The sequence below is a fragment of the Terriglobales bacterium genome, from assembly GCA_035487355.1.
Lineage (GTDB): Bacteria > Acidobacteriota > Terriglobia > Terriglobales > Acidobacteriaceae > QIAW01.
On the sequence record DATHMF010000116.1, the window covers coordinates 49,700 to 69,610 of the forward strand.

Annotated in this window: 18 protein-coding genes; 4 read left to right on the forward strand and 14 right to left on the reverse strand. The window is 54.6% G+C overall.

Features of this window, described 5'->3' with window-relative positions; all coding sequences use genetic code 11:
• Nucleotides 1-44: 44 nt before the first annotated feature.
• Together VK738_21480 and VK738_21485 are read left to right on the forward strand one after the other, a co-directional pair.
• The gene (locus tag VK738_21480) at nt 45-440 is read left to right on the forward strand and encodes a hypothetical protein (protein HTD25234.1); all 396 of its coding nucleotides are present in this window, start codon (nt 45-47) and stop codon (nt 438-440) included.
• A 225-nt stretch (nt 441-665) separates the two neighbouring features.
• A complete protein-coding gene (locus VK738_21485; GenBank protein HTD25235.1) occupies nt 666-1,187 on the forward strand; it encodes a hypothetical protein in 522 nt (173 codons plus the stop codon).
• Between the two features lie 293 nt (nt 1,188-1,480).
• Here VK738_21485 and cyaY read toward each other — a convergent pair whose 3' ends face one another.
• Nucleotides 1,481-1,813: an iron donor protein CyaY gene (gene cyaY, locus VK738_21490; protein HTD25236.1), complete on the reverse strand. Its 333-nt coding sequence runs from the start codon at nt 1,811-1,813 to the stop codon at nt 1,481-1,483.
• Nucleotides 1,814-1,916: 103 nt separating this feature from the next.
• Complete coding sequence (locus tag VK738_21495; GenBank protein HTD25237.1) at nt 1,917-2,384, reverse strand: single-stranded DNA-binding protein; 468 nt, start codon at nt 2,382-2,384, stop codon at nt 1,917-1,919.
• Nucleotides 2,385-2,522: 138 nt separating this feature from the next.
• Between VK738_21495 and VK738_21500 the strand changes: the two genes are divergently transcribed.
• Nucleotides 2,523-3,173, forward strand: coding sequence for a hypothetical protein (locus tag VK738_21500; protein HTD25238.1), 651 nt, complete (start codon nt 2,523-2,525; stop codon nt 3,171-3,173).
• On the opposite strand, the gene lspA is transcribed toward VK738_21500, so the two are convergent.
• Entirely contained in the window at nt 3,170-3,694 is a 525-nt protein-coding gene (gene lspA, locus VK738_21505; GenBank protein ID HTD25239.1) for a signal peptidase II, read from the reverse strand. The two genes, VK738_21500 and lspA, sit on opposite strands and share 4 nt — an antisense overlap.
• Nucleotides 3,691-6,543: an isoleucine--tRNA ligase gene (gene ileS, locus VK738_21510; protein ID HTD25240.1), complete on the reverse strand. Its 2,853-nt coding sequence runs from the start codon at nt 6,541-6,543 to the stop codon at nt 3,691-3,693. Before ileS ends, lspA begins: the two co-directional genes overlap by 4 nt.
• A gap of 324 nt (nt 6,544-6,867) precedes the next feature.
• On the opposite strand from ileS, the gene VK738_21515 reads away from it, so the two are divergent.
• Nucleotides 6,868-7,164, forward strand: coding sequence for a hypothetical protein (locus VK738_21515; protein ID HTD25241.1), 297 nt, complete (start codon nt 6,868-6,870; stop codon nt 7,162-7,164).
• 589 nt (nt 7,165-7,753) lie between these two features.
• Here the strand turns inward: VK738_21515 and VK738_21520 are convergent.
• From VK738_21520 to uvrA, 10 genes are all read right to left on the reverse strand, one after another.
• Nucleotides 7,754-8,959, reverse strand: coding sequence for an ATP-binding cassette domain-containing protein (locus VK738_21520; protein ID HTD25242.1), 1,206 nt, complete (start codon nt 8,957-8,959; stop codon nt 7,754-7,756).
• Between the two features lie 2 nt (nt 8,960-8,961).
• Entirely contained in the window at nt 8,962-10,065 is a 1,104-nt protein-coding gene (locus VK738_21525; GenBank protein ID HTD25243.1) for an FtsX-like permease family protein, read from the reverse strand.
• On the reverse strand, nt 10,062-11,384 hold the full coding sequence (locus VK738_21530) for an ABC transporter permease (protein HTD25244.1): 1,323 nt from the start codon (nt 11,382-11,384) through the stop codon (nt 10,062-10,064). The genes VK738_21525 and VK738_21530 overlap by 4 nt, the downstream gene beginning before the upstream one ends.
• Nucleotides 11,385-11,386: 2 nt before the next feature.
• Nucleotides 11,387-12,643 carry a Fe-S-containing protein gene (locus VK738_21535; protein ID HTD25245.1) on the reverse strand — a complete coding sequence of 419 codons (1,257 nt, stop codon included), beginning with the start codon at nt 12,641-12,643 and terminating at the stop codon, nt 11,387-11,389.
• 183 nt (nt 12,644-12,826) lie between these two features.
• Entirely contained in the window at nt 12,827-13,513 is a 687-nt protein-coding gene (locus VK738_21540) for a hypothetical protein (GenBank protein HTD25246.1), read from the reverse strand.
• A gap of 34 nt (nt 13,514-13,547) precedes the next feature.
• Nucleotides 13,548-14,369: a hypothetical protein gene (locus tag VK738_21545; GenBank protein HTD25247.1), complete on the reverse strand. Its 822-nt coding sequence runs from the start codon at nt 14,367-14,369 to the stop codon at nt 13,548-13,550.
• Between the two features lie 46 nt (nt 14,370-14,415).
• Complete coding sequence (locus tag VK738_21550; protein ID HTD25248.1) at nt 14,416-14,958, reverse strand: hypothetical protein; 543 nt, start codon at nt 14,956-14,958, stop codon at nt 14,416-14,418.
• Between the two features lie 18 nt (nt 14,959-14,976).
• Nucleotides 14,977-15,414 carry a hypothetical protein gene (locus VK738_21555; GenBank protein ID HTD25249.1) on the reverse strand — a complete coding sequence of 146 codons (438 nt, stop codon included), beginning with the start codon at nt 15,412-15,414 and terminating at the stop codon, nt 14,977-14,979.
• Nucleotides 15,411-16,799, reverse strand: a complete 1,389-nt coding sequence (locus tag VK738_21560; GenBank protein HTD25250.1) for a tetratricopeptide repeat protein — start codon at nt 16,797-16,799, stop codon at nt 15,411-15,413. The genes VK738_21555 and VK738_21560 overlap by 4 nt, the downstream gene beginning before the upstream one ends.
• Entirely contained in the window at nt 16,786-19,743 is a 2,958-nt protein-coding gene (gene uvrA / locus VK738_21565) for an excinuclease ABC subunit UvrA (protein HTD25251.1), read from the reverse strand. Before uvrA ends, VK738_21560 begins: the two co-directional genes overlap by 14 nt.
• Nucleotides 19,744-19,911: the final 168 nt, after the last annotated feature.

Sequence of the window (19,911 nt, forward strand, 5' to 3'; positions counted from 1 at the left end):
AGGGTACCAACTCAAATTCCGAGAGGAATCAAAGGAGCTGAACCATGAAGATTGAAATGTTTTACCTGATGCTGGCGTTCGCGACGGTCCTGGCGCCTATGGCGCAAGGCCAGGTCACACCGCCGCAGCCCAAGATCACCGGCGTGCTGACGATCCTTTCGCCAAAACCGGGGGTTACTCCCGAGCAAGTCATGAAAATCATGCCCGCCGAAATTCGTGCGACCGTTCCCCTGTATCTCGACGGCAAGATTCAGCAGTGGTTCACGCGCGGCGACGGCCGGGGCGTCATCTTCATACTGAACTGCAAGGACGTAGAGGAGGCCCGGGCCCTCATCGAGGACCTACCTCTCTCGAAGGAAAACCTCATGGACGAGCAGTTCATTCCGGTCGGGCCACTCATGCCGCTCAGGATGCTATTGCGTGATAGCCCTAACCAATAAGTGAACTCGGCCACTGCGGCCGGATACAAAGCCCTGGGCGGAGGCTGGCAGTCTTTCCCATTGGAAGCCAACGCTGGAAGTAAACGGCCATTCGACGGCGATGGCTGAACTTCGAACACCGAAACCTTAGGCCGCGTTGAGAACCGTGATTCGCGGTGTGGATCTTGCTCTCGTTAGATGACGTATGTCATCTAACGGGAAGCCGTCAATCTGATAGGAGGCCAAATGTCGCCGGAAATTATCTTCAATCTGCATCTCATTCTAGGTTATGTCGCGTGGCTGCTTTGCTTCGGCGTGTACATCATGCCCAGGCTCAAGGCGATGGACCTGGTTGCAGCGCAACGTGCCATCGCTACCCTACACAGCTTCCGCTTCTTCGGGCTCGTCTTTATTCTTCCAGGTGTCGTCGGCAATCTGCCCGCGAGCTTCGCGACGTTCGCCGCCTACTGGGACCTGGCAACCGGGGTGCTCGCCATCCTCGCGCTTCTCACGGTAAGGATACGTCCACTCTTTTGGCTGTTCGTAGTCGCCTTCAATCTCGTGGGAGTGGTCGACCTCATCCTCGACTATTACCACGCCGTCCAGGTCGGCCTTCCCGCGCTGGCGGGACAGTTGGGCGCCACATACGCGATCCCGATCATCTACGTGCCCGTGCTGATGATCACGCACGTCGTCGCATTCTATTTGCTGCTGCGTCCTCAGCCCAAGGCGGTTCGAGCCTTCGCCGGGGATGCGGCGGCATCTTAAGGGTCCCCGCGTGTGTGTTCAGAAGTAGTTGAAGCTAGAAGAGCTGCGCCTGTAGGGGAGTGTCTAAAGTGACCGGCGGCGCGGACTACGCACCCTCATTCTGCGAATTGTTGAGCTTCGTACCGACGGGGATAGCGCCGCATTTGAGCTGCGTCGTAAACAATTTTCCACCGTGACGGGCGCCGGGCAATACGGAAGTAACTGTTGAAAACAGGCGATTACACCACCTATGTTGGGCGCACCTCGCAGAGCTATTTATGAGATAGCCTATAGAAACACCGAATAAGTGGCGCTTATTTCAGGCTCACTACCTGCTCACCCAATTGTTCGTTGATCAGCCGCGAAAGCAGTATCTTCAGGTCCTCGCCCGTCTTGCCCAATACAAATGCATTGGCCGCGTCGGACCAATCAAGCTTAAAGCTGGTGGAGAGGGCCGAGATCCAGATTTGCTTCACCGGCGCATTGGGTGAAATCACAAAAATAGCGGGCGGCTCTTCAAAGTTGACTTTAAGAGCGCCTCCGCTCTCTTCCACTTCTATTTCGGCGGAATCCTCAGCGCGAATCAGGCTTTGTTTGAGCGACTCCAGTGCAGAGTCGGCATGTCGGCGAAATTGCTGTTCATCCATGGGCAGTTCCAGTTTCAAGTTTCGAGCCAGGGAATAGTTTAAATCATGCCTCCTGCTATGAAACAGCAACTCGAAACCTGAAACCCGAAACTAAGAACTGCATTTAGAACGGAATATCCTCATCCGTAATCTGCGAGGCTTCGCTGAACTCTTGTTCTGGTGGTGCCGGGGCGTTGTTGCCCGCGGCAGCACCGCGTGAACGTGAGCCGCCGCCTTCGTGATCGGCCTCGCCGCCGCGTCCGCCGAGCAGAACTAAATCATGAGCGATGATCTCAGTGCGATACTTTTTCTCACCGCTCTGTTTGTCTTCCCAGGAAGAAGTCTGCAGGCGTCCTTCGATGTAGATCTTGTTGCCTTTCTTCACGTACTCGCCCACGATCTCCGCCAGGCGCTGCCAGGCGACAATGTTGTGCCACTCGGTGCGGTCCTGCCATTCGCCGGCTTTGTCTTTATAGCGTTCGTTGGTCGCCAGGCTGAACTTGGCCACTGCCGTGCCGCTGGGAGTAAATTTGACCTCGGGGTCCTTTCCGAGATTTCCGATGAGAATAACTTTATTCACGCTTTTTGCCATGGCTCTGTTGCTCCTGGGTACTGCAGAAATGTTTCGATGCAATATACCACCTTCGCTGCATCTTTGCCTGCTTGCCGCCGGGGCCTGCATTCATTTAACTTAAAAGTATTGGTTGACTCCCATGAAAGTGTGCCTTCTATGATTTCCCTCCAACCGTGGGAGAAACTGCAGCCAGAGCTGATGGCCTTGAACCAGCGCTTGCTGCTTTGGCAGCAGCAGGTCAAAGACGAACTGGGCAGGTTACTCGATCCGGTCAAGGCTGCTGCTGGCGAGTACAAACATGAGCAGCAACATGAGGCCTTGCGCCATGCTATGGCCAAGGCTGGAGACGGCCCCCGGCACGATCTGAACCTGGCCATTGACCAACTCTGTAGCTTGTATCTTGGTGCCACATCCAAGGAACGCGAAAACATTCGGTTTTTTCTGGGAAAGCAGCCTTACATCCTGCATGACCTTTGGGGATACCTCCATCGCGCCGCTGAGCAGGTTCGCGCCGGGGGCCCAGCCGGGAGTGAAGAACAGTGGCTGCGATTTGGGGTCGCCGTTGCTTCTATGGAAGACCTGCGTGGCGACTACCACGACACGCTTGCCGGGTTGGGAGATTTATATATGGCGGCAACCGAGGCGGGATTGCAGCCTGACCGGGCTTTTCAGGAAATCGCGGAGCTCTCCAGCGAGGCGCCAGTTGCAGAAACTTCCATACGCGGGCTGCTGAAGATTTTTGAGAAAACTGAGTATTTCCTGCAAGAGATTCAACCGCAACTGGCCCGGCACGCTAACCGAAGCTAGCGGTTGGTCACCGTGCCTTCTTCGGCGGGAGATTTGGCGAACATGATCTCGCCGACCAGCAGGAGCGCTCCGATCACAATGGCGCTGTCGGCGATGTTGAAAGAGGGCCAATGCGAATTGCCCAGATAAAAATCCAGAAAATCAACCACGTGGCCTGCGACCACCCGATCCCATAGATTCCCAATTGCTCCTCCCAGGATGAGCGAGAGCGCAATTCCTGTGGAGTTCATGGCATGGCTGTTCTTCCAGAGCAGGATAGACACTACCACCAGCGCCAGCGCTGAAAAAGCTATCAACGCTGCACCCCGCCACTCGGAGGGCGAATCCGCAAACAAGCCGAAGGCTGCGCCCTGGTTCTCAACGTGGGTGATACGGAACAGTCCCGGAATAATACTGATGGTGTCATGCAGCGAGATATTTGTCGCCACCAGCCATTTCGTAAACTGATCGGCGAGCACAACAAGGGTTGCGATCAAAAAGTGGTATTTACGTTTGGCGTGGTTATTGGAAGCGGGTTTCAATTTTGAGCCTTGTTTCCTATTTCATCTTCGTTTCGTGGGCCAAACATCTCGGCCAAAGCCTGGCTGCAACGTTCGCATACCGTCGGATACTGCTTATCTTCTCCCACATGCGTTGAGTACGTCCAGCAGCGTTCGCACTTTGTCCCCTGCGCCCGAGCCACCTTAACGTGGATCGCCGCGGCTCCGTTCCCAGAGGCTGCCTTTTCTAATACAACACTAGAGACCTTCAAAAGTTCCCGCAAATGCTTACGATTGCGTTCCAGCACCTGGTGGGCCTGCTCCGCCGCCGAGATTGTCACTTGCGCCTCCTCACTGCGGCCAATCGTCTCTTTCTTGCGCTCTTCCTCCAGCGCCTTCAAAGCGGCATCACGCACCGAAAGCATCACCGCCCAATCGGCACGGAAAGCCGCGTCATCCCAATTGGATGCTCCGGCAACTTCTTCCGGTGCTGGAAACCGCGCCAGATGCACACTCGCCGGCCAATCCTTGCCCTGGGGCAGGTATTGCCAAACCTCCTCGGCGGTAAAGCTCAGGATCGGTGCTGTTAGTTTGACGAGCGCCGAGGCAATTTGCCACAACGCAGTTTGCGCCGAGCGGCGCGCCTGCGAATTGGTGGCTGCCGTATAGAGACGGTCTTTAATCACGTCAAAATAGAAGGCACTCAGGTCTACCACGCAAAACTGGTTCAGCCGCTGGTAGATTTTGTGAAAGGCAAACTCTTCGTACCATTGCCGAAGTTCTTTTGTCAGGTCGGCGGTCAGAACCAGCGCATAGCGATCCAGGGGCTCCAGCTTCGAAAATTCCACCGCGTGCTCGGCTGGGTTGAAGTCGTAAAGATTGCCCAGCATGTTCTTGAACGTATTGCGTACCTTCTTGTAGTTGTCCGCCACCCGCTGCATCAGCTCTTCGGAAGCATGCACGTCTTCGCGGAAATCCACCGACGCCACCCACAGGCGCACAATCTCGCTGCCCAGGCGCTTGGCGACATCTACCGGATCAACTCCGTTGCCCAGCGACTTTGACATCGGCCGTCCTTCGGGGTCGAGCGTCCAGCCATTGGTAACCACCATCCGATAAGGCGATTGATTACGCGTACCCACGGCGCACAGCAGGGAAGAGTGGAACCAGCCGCGATATTGGTCGCTGCCTTCCAAGTACATATCGGCAGGCCAGGGAAGTCCGGGCTCGTGGCCCAGCACCGCGGCATGGCTTGAGCCCGATTCGAACCAGACATCAATGATGTCCATCTCTTTGCGGAACTCTGCGCCGCTACACTTCGTACATTTCGTCCCCGCAGGGAGGATCTCTTTGGCATCGTGCTTGTACCAGGCATCGGAGCCCTCGCGCGCAAATAACTCGACCACAGCGCGGTTGGCCTGGGGCGAGCGCAGCAACTCGTTGCAGTCTTTCCCGGCGCAGAAAAATACAGCGATAGGCACGCCCCAAACCCGCTGGCGTGAGATGCACCAATCCGGACGCGTCGCAATCATGTTGGAGATGCGCTCTTCGCCCCACGCCGGGTCCCACTTCACCTTCTTGATTTCATCCAGCGCGCGTTGCCGCAACGTTGAACCCTCGAGTGGACTCTCCATGCCGATAAACCACTGCTCGGTAGCGCGGAAGATCACCGGATTATGACAGCGCCAGCAATGCGGATACTGGTGCTCCAGCTTTGCCTGGGCCATGAGTACGCCCCGCTTCTTCAGCAACTCGATGATGGGTTCGTTCGCCTGAAAAACGGTTTTGCCTTCGTATTCGGGAAGCCCGTTGCGCATTCTGCCGGCTTCATCCACGTTGCAGGTCTGGTCGAGCTTGTACTTCGCGCCAGTATAAAAGTCGTCCGCGCCGTGAGAAGGGGCGGTATGCACCGCGCCCGTTCCCTGATCGGTCGTGACGTAGTCGGCGAGGACCCCGAGAATCTTTCTATCCAAAAAGGGATGCGCGAAGGTGACGTTTTCCAGCTTGCGTCCGGGGAAGCGGGCAATGACCTGCGCCCCGGTCAGCGAAGTGTTTTCGATGGTCGCCTTAGCCAGCGCTTCAGCCACAATGTAAACCGAATCGCCGCTTTCGAGGGCCACATACTCAATCCCCGGATGAAAAGCTACCGCCATCGAAGCCGGCAAAGTCCATGGGGTCGTAGTCCAGATGATGGTGGATACCTTTTTGCCCTTCAGGGCAGGATCAATGGCTGCGGGATCGCTGGTCAGGGCATACTTTACCCACACGCTCGGGCTGGTATGCGTTTCATACTCAACTTCCGCCTCTGCCAGTGCGGTTTTATCGAAGATGCACCAGTAAACCGGTCTGAGCCCCTTATAAACGGCATCTTTTTCCAGGAAGCTAAAAAGTGTCTCTACGATCACCGCTTCGTAGTCCGGTGACATGGTGGAATAGGGCCGGTCGAATCGGCCAAAAACACCCAAACGCTGGAATTGCTCACGCTGAATGTTGAGAAAATTGTCGGCGTAGGCGCGGCATTCCTGCCGGACCCGTAGCGGGTCCATCTCCAGCTTTTTCTTGCCCAGTTTTTCATCTACTTTGATCTCAATAGGCAAGCCATGGCAGTCCCAGCCCGGGACATACGGCGCATCGAACCCTGCCATAGTCTTTGACTTTACGACAAAATCCTTCAAGCATTTGTTTAAGGCATGACCAAGGTGAATAGAGCCATTGGCATACGGCGGCCCATCGTGCAAAACGTAGATAGGAGCACCTTTTCTGGCTTCACGGATACGCTCATAGATCCCCGTCTCCTGCCAGCGAGCCAGTATCGCTGGCTCTTTCTGCGGCAGGTTGGCCTTCATGGCAAATTCCGTGCGGGGCAGGTTGAGGGTTGCTTTCAATTCCACCGGGTTGTCATTCCTTTTCTGGTCGTCATGAATCTTTGTATCTGGATTCTAATTATAAGTGCTGGCCCTATGTTCTGCGTGTAATGAACCGGGAATCAATAAACATTAGACGACTCTGACCACAGGAACGGTGCAAAGCCAGTGGGGCGGGAAGAATCGAGAAAATGTGGAATCACCGTCCTTAATTTCTTGTCATTCCGAACGCGGAGCGGAGGAATCCCTATTGTGCCGAACATTTTTATTGCGTTTTCCGAGGCATCGGAAATCTATCCTCCTCTGAATGTCTCGTCTTATGGGCGAGGAAGGAGCTAGAATGGCAGTGTCATGGAGAGTTCAGAACCTTGCCGCGAATGCAAGACCATCGCTGAGGAGCTGGCGATGGCCTACACGCAAGCCTGGGAAACCGCCGATCCAGCGACGCGGCGCGCGTGGACTGCCATTCGGAAGATGAGCACGGAGGAAGAAATGCAGCGCGTGGAAGAGTTGCTGCAAAGTCGGCCACGCCTCAACACTCAAAGTTCTCTCGCGCCTAACGACGTGCTGCGGCATCTTGAGAACCCGATCCTGCGCACCCTGTTGAAGAAGGACGCCCACGAGTGCAGCACCGGCCATCGGAGATGAGAATTCACAACTAGAAACCGTTCTCTGCCAGGTCTAACCACTTTTCATAAATCCGCGCAATCCGTGAAATCTGCGGTAAGCTTTTGTTTTAGCTCAACGTCGGTATCATCCTGGTATCAAATCGTTGACTTCCTGGAAACCGCAGGCCATCATTGAGAAGCAGTTGCCAGTCAAAAACAACCGCAAAAGAACGAAGACGGCATTCAAGAATGCCGGGGTTTCATAGCCTCTTTAGCTCTTTGAAAATTTCTTGTCTGGGACCGAGTACTAAGTACTACCTCAGCAAGTCCTCCTCCCCGGATCGCTTTTCGCCAGCAATGACGAGGGTCAGGCGCGATTTGGGGGCCTCAAATCACCTGCTAGCAAGTGGGGCGGGGAGGTGCTATCTGGCCGTGCGGAGCTGACCGGCCCCGCCTTGCTGTGAGTGCCTTGGATCGTCCCAGTTGGCCCATCGAGGGATCACCCACATTCCGGCAGACTAGCAGCAAGTCCCCCTCTCCGGATCGATTTTCGCCAGCAATGACGCGGGTCAGACGTGATTTGGGGGCTTCAAATGACCTGCTAGCAAGTGGGGTGGGGGCGTAATAGGCTATTTCTGCAGGTTTGCCACTCTGGCCTGGGTGCAGCAGCAGCCCGGAGGAATAGGGCTCCCATGCGGGCAAGTCTTAGGGTGCCCTAAAAAGGTGCAGATCTTGTCCGTGGCTTCAAAAGAAAGAATGTGCTCGAATTTGCATGCCTGCTGCTCGACTTCAGCCTCGTTCTCGATGTGCAAGGTTTCCATGAACAGCCGCTCGGCCAGCCGGTGCCGGCGGATAATGTTTGCCGCTCGCTGCTCGCCGCGCGGAGTGAAATCCACCATCAGGTTCTGCTCTTCGCTGATCTTTGCGCTCTCCGAATAAATCATCTCGTGACAGCGGTTCAGTACTTCTTTGTGGCCATTTTCAGATTGTGCGCCGTTCAGCACCAGCAGTAACCCCATCTCTTTCATCTTTTCGACAGCGATGGTTACCGGCAGCGGACCGGAGACGTGCATGCGCCCAACCTCGGCAGGCACCCCGTTTTCCTTGAGCGTCCAAATCTCTTCCAGCACCTCGTCGAACTGCTCTTCATCGGAAAATTTGAAGGTCTCCTGTTCGGCGATGCGGCCGTGGTGCAGCTCTACTTTGCGGTCTGCCAGCCGCGCTACCGCCGGGTCGTGCGTCACCATCACGATGGTTCGGCCTTGATTATGGAATCGCCGCAACAGGTGCAGGACGATTTCTTCGTTTTGCGCATCCAGATTCCCGGTAGGTTCGTCGGCCAGAATAATCTGCGGATCGTTGATGAGAGCGCGCGCAATGCAGACCCGCTGCTGCTCCCCGCCCGAGAGATGCGCCGGCAGATGCTGCGCCCGTCCGCGCAATCCAACTCTTTCCAGGGCGGCCAGGGCCTCACCTTCATCGGTCATGCTGTGGAAGTATTGCGCGAGCATCACGTTTTCCAAAGCCGTGAGGTAGGGGATCAGGTGAAACTGCTGAAAGATAAACCCGATCTTCTCGGCACGAAAGCGGTCGAGCTGTGCCGTTGAATATTGCGCCAGGTTTTCTCCGCCGATCAGAATTTCTCCCGATGTGGGCCGGTCGAGGCATCCAATAATGTTGACCAGGGTTGATTTCCCCGAACCTGAGGGCCCCATCACCGCCAGCCACTCTCCGGTGCTCACCTGCAGTGAGACCCCGTCCAAAGCGCGGAGCACGCCTCCGCCCTCGGCCTTCGCCGGATAGAGTTTGCTGACGTTATCAATCCTGATTGCCATTCTTACTCGCCTTTCAAAATCACCGCCGGTTGAATGCGATTCAGCATTGTAATCGGTACGATGGCCGTGACCAGCGTCAATACGACGCTGCCCAGCAGTATTGCTGGAAAAACGCTCCAGCGTGGCTCGATGCCGGCCTGAAAATTGATTCTTCCAATCAGCGCAGCCACTCCAATACCGGCAAAATATCCCAGCAGAGCTCCGCCGGCGCCCATAAAGGCAGATTCCCCGGCAAAAAGCAGATTGGCCGTGCGCTGCGTCGCTCCCAGGGCCTTCATCACGGCGAAATCTTTTCGCCGGTCGAGCACGGAAGAAGTCAGCGTCGCCAGCACACACAGAAATGAAGTCAGAATAATAAGCGCAACCGACGCCAGAAGGGCCGCGCGGGTCTTATTAAAAACCCGGGCCTCACCTTCTACGATCTGGCGCACCGGCTGGACCTGGGCCGAAGGCATCTGCGCTGCCAACCTGTTGATGAATTCCGTGATCTCTTGCTCGCCTCCCACTACACCGATCTCAATGACCGAGGGTTGCAATCCTGTCCAGGCACTGAAGTCGTTTTGTGAAAGATACACACGGCTGTCTTCGGCGCCGCCGGTACGCAGCGTGCCGGCAATGGAAACGTGCATCGTGCGTCCATCAAAAATGAGATCGAAGGGCTTGCCCTCAGGCGAGAGTGCCTCCAATGCACGCGCCCCTATCAGTATTGAATTCGGCTCCGAGGGCCATGCCGTCACCGACCACCATGTATTCAGTTTGCGGGCGCGCTCCATGTCAACCGCTGCCACCACTACCGATGAGCCATCAGGCGTGCGTGCAGTTGCATAGGTAACCGGAACAGCCGTGCCCCGATTGGCAATCTCGCGATCAACTACGGCAAGCGCATCTGCCGGCAGGGAAGAGCCCTCTTTCGCCGAAAGGACCACATTGGGGCCGTAGCTTCGAAATTCACGGTGCAGCTTGGCCTGCATATCAACATAAAGGTTGAGCAGCGCAGTGCTCACGGCGGCAGCCACCGCAATGGCAACGAGAGTAAGAATAGCGCGTCCTCGGCGTACCGTTGCCGAGCGAAACATGATTCGCAACAGCATCCGCAGGCGCCTCATAGGTCGCCTCGCAGAACAACCGTTGGATCCAGACGGACCGCGCGCCGTAATGCCAGAGCGCTTCCGGATAGCAGAATGAAGAATGAAATCAGCAGCACGATCGGCAGCAGAGCAACTTCAACGTGGATGCTGCTCCCAAAAACGCTTAGCGAGATTCGCTGCGCTAATAGAATTCCCAAAGCAAAGCCTAAACCGCCCGCTACAACAGCCAGCATCGCCCCCTCAGCAAAGAACAACGCCGCCACCGAAGAGCGGGTTGCGCCCAGGGCCTTCATGAGTCCGATTTCGCGCCGGCGGACCATCAGAGTGTTCATCACGGCGGCAGAAACAGCCAACACCGCTGCCAGAAGAGCAGCGAGCGTTACCAGCCACATTAGTCCTTTGATCCGCGAAAGCACCGAGCCTTCATTCTGCGCGACTTGTCGTATCTGCTCTGCATGGGCATAGGGCAGAGCTTCACTAATCTGGAGTGCGATGGAGTTGGCGTAAGGTGAGCAATACCAGCGGTCACGCATCTCCCGAGACATCGTGCTGGGATTGCGTCGTGCAAAGGCGTCCTCGGGTTTGGTCAGAGCGCTTACGTAGAGCCTGCGAACAGCATCCGGTCTGCCCGCGATTTGCTGCACCAGCACCAGAGGAGCCATTACAGCTTTTTCTTCGGCGCTGCCGGTGCTCAGAATTCCAGTGATCTTCAACTCACGGTCGCCTACCCGCAAGACGTCGCCTGGTTTCAGGTGATGCTGATCTGCAAATTGGATTCCGGCCAGCACCTCAATCGGTTGTTTTGCCGAAAGTTCATCCTGAGGCCACTCGCCTTGTACCTTCCACCACGGATACGTGCTACGTACGCCCGTAACAAAATCTTCTTTACCGTAATGAATCGTCTTCGCGAAATAGGTGCCAATCAACTCTACGGGGATTTCAGTTGGACTATTTGCGTTTGCATCCGATCCTGCGTGGTTCGCCGTATTGTTTAAAGCAGCGTTCACGTCCAACGAAAGAAAAGGCGCAAATCCAGTGATGTTGTGTCCCCAAAAAATGCCCTTGAGCTTCGGCAAGTCTGATTCCTTAAGGAATGCGCCGGAGGTGATGGGCTTCAAATTGACTCCGCCAATTTCCACATCAAGCGTGTCTTCCTGCGGATAAGCTACAAGATTGGGGCCGTACACTCGCAACTCACGATTCATCTTGTCGCCTATATCGGTCGCCACGGCGATCATGGCCGTGGCCACGGCCACGCCGAACACAATGGCCGTTGCAGCCAGGAGCTTGTTTCGCCGCTGGCGGTAGAACGATTGATAGACGAGTCGGAAAAACATGATCAGTGTTGGAAGTATTCCACCCCGGCGGCCAGGTCGGGCTGCGTGATGACAATGGAATCGGCCGTCTTGGTTGCTTTCAAAGGTATAGGATTGCATCCACCGGGCTGTCCCACTGACTGCGGATTCACCGGCGCAGCACAGTTCTTGCATACCAATCCCGTACTGGTTTTGTAAAACCCTACCGGGCCGCAAATCGTACAAGCGTCAAGAACGGTAGCGACACTTCCATCAGGTTTTTGATAAAGGAAGAAGCGCATCTCGGTTCCGTTGATAGTAATGGAATAACGATGCAGGTCTCCATCGGAAACCTGGGAGAGCGGAACACTCACCTGGCCATTGACCAATTGCACCGGAGTTGCCGGCGAGAGGCCTGTGGTGCTCTGGGCATAAATAAATTGGGCGGTAATGAGAACGATAAAAACAAATGTCGTCACATAAACCGAGACCATCCAGAAGCGCTCACGCCGTGCTGTCCATACTGCTTTGCGCTGCTCCGCTCCAGTTGTACCTGAAGCGGGAGATCCAGAAGGTGCACGACGACGCCACTCCATCAAAACCATCAGCGCAGCCAGCGCCAGGATCGTAATAAAAAAGAAAAGATCATTGCGTACGATAGGGCCAATCAGCGCCATCTCGCGCTTACTGGAGGGCAATACGCCGTTTTCTGAGAGCTCATGCAGACCGGAGATGATAAGCTGTGCCGACACGAAAAATAGAATCACCGAAGTGACGCGGAAGAATTTCTGCAGGTTAATCCGTACTGAACCTTTTACAAACATGACGCCGAACAAAATTGCCAGCATCACGCCAGCGAGGGTCCCAACAAAGTTCATCAATTCGGTCGAATTGAAGGAAACTCCAGCCAGGATCAGCACCGTTTCCACGCCCTCGCGCAAGACCATGAGAAAAACAAAAGCAAACAGGCCAAGGCGCGAGCTGTTACTGGCCAATTGGCTCACTTTACTTTCGATTTCACCCTTTAAGCGGCGGGCCGTGCGCATCATGAAGATGATCATGCTGATGGTTAACGCTGCCGCCACAAGCATGACCCAGCCCTCGAAAATGTCCTGATTCAGTTGGATACGGGAGATCACCACCGCCACGCCGACGCTGGCCACAAAAGCCGCTATGAGCGCGATGTAAACAACCCGGCGCAACTCTTCCCGGCCAATCTTGGCCAGATAGGCGAGGGTAATTCCTACAATTAGGGCAGCTTCCACGCCCTCTCGTAATGTAATAACAAGTGCTTGCAGCATATTATTGGGTCAATCCTACTTGCAAATCGTTTGCAACTGGAGAAACAAGCATCGAAGTGTGAAATACAGTCTGCATTTTACGTATGACTACGATTCTAAAGTTCCCTGGAACAGTGCGTCAAATAAAAGCCGGGCCCGGAACCTTGTTGAGAATGACTGCAGGCATTAAAACGCGCGGTTTTGCTAAAGCTTCTGCAAGAATTTCTTGGCCTGCTCATAATGGGGAAATGACTTTTCCTCCGCCTGAAACTCCGGGGGATGCACGCAGCGTTTGCTCCCTCGCAGTTTAACCGGATACTTCAAATGCAGCATCTCATGAAACAGCAAATACTCCACGGCAAAACGGGGCACGGCCTCGCGGTCAAAAATCCTGCTCACCACAATCGTGTTATGCGCCGGGTCGTAATGTCCAAGACTGCTGCGCGAGGCGTTCGAACTCCATGTAAGCCGCGGCTTTCCCATCAGCCCGTGAAAGTGGCGGGTATTGAGTTCATCGAAAATTTCTTCCAGGTTAAAGCGGTGTCCATTGGCAGAAGAAATTCGCTTGCGACCGCGCATCTGGCGGATCAGGTGCGCCTTAGACGCTATTTCATGACTGCCGACATATTTGCGATAGCGGATGGCATGGCTGCTCTCGATGGGTTTGAGGTAAAGCTTGGCCAGCAGTATGTGGGCGATAGCATACAGCACAGAGTCCGGAGCGCCTTCCAGCAGATCAGAGAGCCGCGCCAGGATGCGTCCTTCGCGTAGCCGAATCGTATTATTGACATTGGCAAAGGCACGAAACTGGACCTGAAACTCCGGCATCGGCGCCCGCGGACGCAGTTCGCGGTAGCTTTCCTGAAAGATTGGTATGAGATTAGGGTTCACTGTTTTTACAGTATCACGAGAAACTTAAAAGACATCACCAGCCTGTGGTCAGCAGCTTTCGTGCCGCACTCAGAGAACAGCTCTGATATTTGTGATAAGCCTCGGCGGCTCGCTCCCGGATTTGCTGGTTGCTCTCCCTGAGAATCCAGCCATCAATGGCGCTTTTCAAAGTGTAAGCTTCCGGTGCCATCAGGCCATTTGTCCACAGCAAAGGATATGCACCAGTGGCGTACAGCGACTGCCCAAAGAAAGCCTTACTGTAGCAAGCCAGGATTATTGTTTCCCGCCAGCTACCATTTCTTTTTTGTGGAAGGGAAGATAGCTGGAAGTCCATCAACCCATCATGCCCCACGTATGCCACCAGGTTGGCATTCCCGCCACCTTCGAAGGTTAAAGTCTGAGAACTGGTCTTTAGAGTGATCGTTTCGGGATTCGCTCCAGATGCTGCCTGCAGGAAATCAATGACTGCTTGCTTGATCTGATTACCATGATAGGCGTCGGCAACAAGATAGACATTTTTGCTGCGGTACTTGAAGATGCATCGTTCCAGCACCTCTGCTTTGGGTCCTTGCCGAGTCGCGAGTAATTGCCAATCACTACTTCTTGTGAAGAAGGTCTTCACTCCGTAAGCCGATCCCCAGTAGAGGTTATTGTTTGGGTCCTCGCCATTTCCTAGCTTTGCTGGAACCGGAACGATACCTTGGCTTTGGTTATCGGCCAATGCCACAAAGACATGGATTGTTTTCGGCGGCTCGCCCTTGTTCTCTTGTGGCTTCGACGTACTCGGCAATAGCATGAAGATAAACGCAAGTACGCCACACCCATGCTTGGCCAGCACTGCTTTCACGCCCACCAATTTATTTTCTCTTCCGTTTGCAACGAAGCCTGCTTCTTTTCGTTTCTTATTTCTTTTTCGTTTTCAAAGACGCGTTTTGTTCTTCCAGGATTTTGCGGGTACTATCAGCGCTGTCATTCACCGAATCAATGGCAGAATCCAGGGCGAAGGAGTAATCGCGCGCCTCCTTGGCCGCCTGTGGGTCCTTGGCGATAGCGTCTTTCATGGTGCGCAAACGCAGGGCCCAGTCTGATTCGGCGTCAATGAGCTCTTTTAAAGGTTTCCGCATGTCGGAGCCGTGCTCGCTATAGTTGTCAATATTGTCGTCAATCTCATCAATGAGGTTGGCAAAATCTTCGAGCAGATCGTGGATCTTTTGTCCACGCTTGAGGTCCGCCTTGGCATTGGCAGGCACCTCTTCGAGGGCCACCATCCGAATGCCCGCAAATTTGATGTACAGCCGCAGGCGGGCAACGGGTTCCTGGGCCTGCTCGCGCAGTTGGTCGGTTTCAGCCTCGGTGAGCGGATCTCGTCTGCCTCCAGGCGCGGAGGCAACGAGAGAAATTGCCAGCATAAGAACACAGAGTGTGACCGAAAGGGGCCTGGGCATGACTTTCCCTCCAAACTTTTATTTTTGAGCGAACATCAAAGTAAGCAACTGACTGCGGACATGCTCGATCTTTTCGACCGCATCTTTCACCAGGGGTTTATCTTCGAACGCGAGTGTTTGTTCTACATCGCTCAATCGGCGCGAGGTCTTGCGCAGAGTGAGGTCGGTTTCTTTTAATTTCTTGCGGGTACGTTTGCCGGCATCAAGCGCTTTTTGGCTGTAGGTGACCGTCAGCTTGACCGCATCCTCGGCCTTCTCCACGTCGCCGGAGGTGTAATACTGGTTGGCGATCTCAACTTCGCGGCGGGCAACATCAGCGCAATGTTCTGCCTGGCTGTCGCTCCGGGTTTCGGCGCGGGCGATCAGTTTTTCAATGGGCTCATCGTCCCATCCTGCCCATGCATAGAGCACAGTGGATGAAAGAAGTAACGTAATGGCCAGGGCCTTGCGCATCATTTTTGCGGCTCAATCGCAATCAGCCTATGTTTTGCCTGCCACTCCTGATTAGGATATTTTCCATTAGCTACGGATAGAAATAAATGATAATTTGCGGCCGCCTGCTTAACGTCGTGTAAATGATCGTAGGAACTGGCCCGCAAAAAATAGGTTCCCGGAGTCTCTGGAAGAAGTTTTGCCCGGGCTTCCAGCACCTTCAATACCAGCGGATAGTTTTGGTTCTCTGCCGCAACCGTTGCCAGCCCGTCATAGGCCGCGCCTCTTGAAGGATCAAGATTCAGGCTGGCAATGAATTCCTGCTGTGCCTCAGGAAATTTTCTCTGATTCATCAAGATATTGGCCAGCGAATTGTGAAGGTCAGGGTTCTTGTCATCATCTTTGATTAAGTTCCGGTACAAACGCTCGGCCTCATCATATTCCTTTGCCTGCAGCGCCAGGTCAGCAATTTCGCGCTGTGCCTGCCGGTTCTGTGGAGAAATTGCTTGTGCAGCTTCAAACTCCACCAGCGCCTCCTGATTCCGTCCGCTATTGGCCAGGATGCGTCCCAACTGCACGTGCGCCGTGGCGCTTTGCGGATTGAGCTTCAGATAGTCACGCAAGCTCTGCTCAGCTTCGGGCAGGCGCTTGCCGGCGATATAAACGTCCGTCAACTCAGCAAGTGTTTCCGATGATTGCGGATTCAACGCAAGTGCTTGCTTGTACTCTTTTTCTGCCACCTCAAAATTATTTTTGCGCTCTGCCAGCCGCGCCATCGCCAGATGCAGATCAAAATCCTTAGGATGAAGTTCTTCGGCCCTTTGATACGCGGTCAGGGCATCGTCAGGCGAATCCTTGGCAAGAACATGGCCGAGGGCATCCCATGCGGTAAACCGGGCTTCAGATGCGGAATCCACCTGCGACGGTTTGAGCGCGGTGGCCGCGCGCAGGTATTTGGCGGCGTCACCTGTGTTTCCGCTTGAAGCAAGCAACAATCCCAGGTTCAGGTTCGATTCGAACACATCTGGCTTGATCTCAACGCACTTTTTATATGCGTCTATGGCCTGAGGCTTGCGATCAGTCAGCGAATAGAGCACTCCCAGGTCAAACCACACGCGGTAATGATTGGGGTTGGTGGTTGATGCGGAAGAAAGAAGTTTTTCCGCTTGAGCGTAGTCTTTTTTGTCCAGGGCTTTTTCTGCCTCGATGACATCCGGAGGAATCGTGTCTGCCGTCGTCTCCGCCGCTCGATGATGCCGGACCGTCGGCTTCGATTGCCCGCCAACGCTGCGGCCCTGAGCCCATGCCGTCGCGGTGAGCGCAGCCACCAGCGCAAGCGCACCTATGCTTGCGTGGCAGAGCCGTCTCCTGCTCTGCGCTAACGCCAGAAGCCTGCTATTTGCGTCCATTGGAACGAGAGTTCCCGTTACTCTTTAAGATGCGCGCCAGCCATTTTCCGGTGTACGAGCCTGCAGTTTTTGCCACTGTCTCTGGCGTGCCGGTGACAATGACTTTGCCCCCGCGGCCCCCGCCTTCCGGCCCTAAGTCAATTACCCAGTCGGCTGCGCGAATCACATCCAGATTATGCTCAATGACCACGATAGAGCCACCACTTTCAATAAGTTTTCGGAATGCTGAAAGCAGCTTGCTGACATCATCAAAGTGGAGTCCAGTCGTGGGCTCATCAAAGATATAGAGAATACGCGGCAAGCGCTTCTTTCCCGTCGGACGTCCGTCAGGCCCATTTCCATTTCCGTTTTCGCCGCGTATGGATTTAGGTTGCAGATGAGCAGCCAGCTTCATGCGCTGCGCCTCGCCGCCGGAGAGCGTTGTAGCCGATTGCCCCAGACGAAGATATCCAAGGCCAACTTCATCCAGAACACGCAGCTTCTCGGTGATTTTAGGAGCGGCAGCAAAGAACTGCATGGCCTCTTTCACCGTGAGGTTGAGAGCCTCATAAACATTCTTGCCACGATAACGGACCTCCAGCACCTCCGGTTTGAAGCGTGTGCCGTGGCACTCCTCGCAAACCAATTCGACGTCGGCCAGGAACTGCATCTCTACCGTGACCGTGCCATCGCCCTGGCAAACCTCACACCTGCCGCCCGGAATATTGAAAGAGAAGTGTCCAGCGGAAAAACCTTTTTTCACGGCTTCCGGTTGGCTCGCATAAAGGTCGCGGATCGCGTCAAATACCTTGATGTAGGTGACCGGATTCGAGCGCGGTGTACGTCCAATGGGCGACTGATCTACTAGAATCACTTCATCAACATATTGCGAGCCTTCCAGCTTTTGCAGCTTCTGGCCCAGGTCAATAGGCGGCGCAAAATCGTTCTGGCGCTTGGCCGCGGCCAGAGCGTTGTACAGGACATCATGAACCAAAGTTGACTTGCCTGACCCGGAGACGCCGGTAATTGCCACCAGCATACGCAATGGGATATTGACAGTCAGATCTTTCAGATTGTGTGCGCGCGCGCCGGTAATCTTGAGTTGTTCTGCACCCGGCTTGCGCCGTATGGCCGGCAACTGAATGCGAAGCTCGCTCGATAAATAGCGGCCTGTAAGGGATGCTGTGGCCTTGATGATTTCGTTGAACGTTCCGCTGGCAATCACCGCACCGCCGTGCTCTCCCGCACCCGGACCAAGATCAAGAATGCGGTCCGAGGCGCGCATGATCTCCGCATCGTGCTCGACCACCAGAATGGTGTTGCCCAGATCGCGCAGATCGAGCAAGATCTTGATCAATCGTGTGGTGTCGCGGCTGTGCAGGCCTATCGAAGGCTCGTCTAATACGTAGAGCGCTCCCACCAGGCGCGATCCCAGCGATGTTGCCAGTTGAATGCGTTGCGCTTCGCCGCCAGAGAGCGTGGAAGCCAGCCGGTCGAGCGTGAGGTATTCCAATCCCACATCATTCAAAAACTTTAGACGGTCGCGAATTTCATCCAGGATTTGGCCGGCAATTTCCTGCTCATAATCGCTCAGTTGCAGCTCTTTAAAAAAAATAGCGGCTTCTTCCACAGTAAAGCCGACGACATCGCAAATGTTTTTGCCGGCAATTTTTACGTGACGCGCCTCATTGCGCAGGCGCGCGCCCCGGCAGTCGGTGCAAAGCGCATATCCGCGATAACGACTGAGAAACACCCGTACGTGCAGCTTGTATTTCTTGCGCTCCAGGTGGGCAAAGAAACCGCGTACCCCCATGAAACTTCCTCGTTCGCCGCTCAGGATCTTTTCCTGGTCTTCACGGGAAAGATCGCCCCAGGGTACGTCCATAGAGATGTCATGCTGTCGGGCGAATTTCTTCATGTCCGCAAAAAAGGCGCGGTATTTAGGTTTGTTCCAGGGATCAATGGCGCCCTCCGCCAGCGTTTTTTGCGGATCGGGAATCACCAGGTTCAAGTCAAAATCAATCGTGTTGCCGAATCCCTGGCAGCGCGGACACGCTCCAAAAGGGTTGTTGAAAGAAAACAGCCGGGGCTCCGGCTCTTCGTAGCGGATGCCGCAATTCTTGCACTCAAAGCGCTGTGAAAATTTCCAGCGCTGGATGGGTTCGTCTTCGCGCGGAGCGGTTTCCAGCAACACCTCGCCCGACTCGCGATAGCAGGTCTCCACTGCATCTACAATGCGGGCGCGTGCATCAGGAGCGACCACGATGCGGTCCACCAACGCAAACACAGACTGAGAAAAATCAACCTCCAGCAACGATTCCGGCGTGGAAAATTCGAAAATTGTCCCATTTTGGAAAAGACGGTTAAAGCCCCGCTTGCGCAGGTCAAAAAGCCGCTCGTTTAAACTCTCCTCCGGCTTGGCCGGTGCAGAACGTTTCGTCTCTTTGCTCTTTGATTTCTTGGGCTTACTCTGTTCACTTTGCGGCCGTGTGCCGACAATCGGAAACAAAACGTTCAAGCGAGTGCCTTCACTCAAGGCAAGCACTGCCTGGGCCATCTCATCAATCGTGTCTTTTTTGACCGGAGACTCGCATTGGAGACAATACGTTTTACCGATACGGGCAAAGAGAAGCCGCAGGTAATCATAAATCTCCGTTGCCGTGGCTACGGTCGAGCGCGGATTGCGCGTGCTGTTCTTCTGCCGGATGGCGATTGCCGGCGCGATGCCCTCGATTACGTCAACATCCGGTTTTTCGATTCTCTCCAGAAATTGCCGGGCATAAGCAGAGAGCGATTCCACGTAGCGGCGCTGTCCTTCAGCGTAAATCGTATCGAAGGCGAGCGAAGATTTGCCCGAACCGGAAACTCCGGTCACCACCGTCAAGGTGTTGTGGGGAATTTCAAAGTCAATGTTTTTCAGGTTGTGCACGCGCGCGCCGCGCACAATAATGCTTTCTGTTGCCATGAAAATAGGGCCCAACTCCGCTGGATAACTCCTCAGCAGGTCCAAAGATGCTGGATAATCTTTCTATTATAAAAGAAATTGCTTTGACGGGGCGAAGCGTGGCTTCGGAGAAAACCAGGTTCTGCGAAACCAATTCTTTCCTTCGTGCTCTTTGTGTTTACCTTCGTG